Genomic DNA, 582 nt, shown 5'->3' on the forward strand with positions numbered 1-582 from the left:
TGCAAATAATAAACACTTAAATCAAAAAGACTTACAAAGCTTATTAGAAACTATCACTAAAAATAATCAAAGCTTACATAAAAATATTAAAGCAAAAGTTCAAAAAGCTAAATACACTCTAAGTGTAAGTAAAGATGCAAAAAGCATAGTAGTGAATTTAAACTAAAGTAATATACCAAAAGGATTAATTATGAAAAAGTTAGCAAATCACATCATACTCTCAGGCATAACTGTATCAATGCTATTTTCTCCACTAATGGCTTTACCTAGTGGAGGTAAATTTACTCATGGGACTAGTGGGACTATAAACACTAATGGTAATAATATGAATATCATAGGTAATGGAACAAACTCAGTCATACAATGGGGTGGTGGCTTTAATATAGCAGATGGTGAAAAGGTAAACTTTGGAGGTAAAGACAAAAACTACCTAAACATTGCTCATGGAACTAGTAAATCTATGATAGAAGGTATATTAAATGCAGGTGGTAATAATGTCTTTTTAATTAATCCTAATGGGGTAATCATAGAAAAGAGTGGATCGATTATCAATGCTAATCGCTTTGTGGCTTCGACTTCGTC

The 582-nt window shown here is 31.1% G+C and carries 1 protein-coding gene; it reads left to right on the forward strand.

The genetic code is table 11. From position 1 onward, the window contains the following. Positions 1-190: 190 nt before the first annotated feature. Positions 191-582: filamentous hemagglutinin N-terminal domain-containing protein (locus tag L8X40_RS08490; RefSeq protein ID WP_263667694.1), on the forward strand; the 392-nt coding region annotated here is incomplete at its 3' end.

The sequence above is a fragment of the Campylobacter sp. CNRCH_2013_0855 genome (assembly GCF_025773025.1).
GTDB classification, from domain to species: domain Bacteria; phylum Campylobacterota; class Campylobacteria; order Campylobacterales; family Campylobacteraceae; genus Campylobacter_D; species Campylobacter_D jejuni_C.